The following is a 248-nucleotide window of genomic DNA, read 5'->3' as shown; positions in this document are numbered from 1 at the left end:
GTCATCGCGTCGTAGACAATGTTCCACATCAGCGACGAGGAATCGGATGCCCACATGTTGGCGGCGGGGTTGATGTTCCACATCAGCGTGCCGGTGTTGGCGGCGAGGTTGTTCGAGCCGTCAATCGTCCCGCCGGCGAGGATTCCCGGCCACAGGGCGGCCTTGCGGTCATATTGCACGAGGACGTTGGCCACGTCGGGGTCGCCGAGGTCGGTGACGATGCAAGCGGGATTGAGTGATTCATTGCC

General features: G+C 62.1%; 1 protein-coding gene. It reads right to left on the bottom strand.

Annotation, left to right across the window (positions count from 1 at the left end):
* On the bottom strand, nucleotides 1-248 hold a 248-nt coding region (locus BGIM_RS66275), incomplete at both ends, for a hypothetical protein (RefSeq protein ID WP_193789094.1).

This window comes from Zavarzinella formosa DSM 19928 (assembly GCF_000255705.1).
Lineage (GTDB): Bacteria > Planctomycetota > Planctomycetia > Gemmatales > Gemmataceae > Zavarzinella > Zavarzinella formosa.
This window is presented reverse-complemented; position numbering and strand designations above follow the sequence as displayed.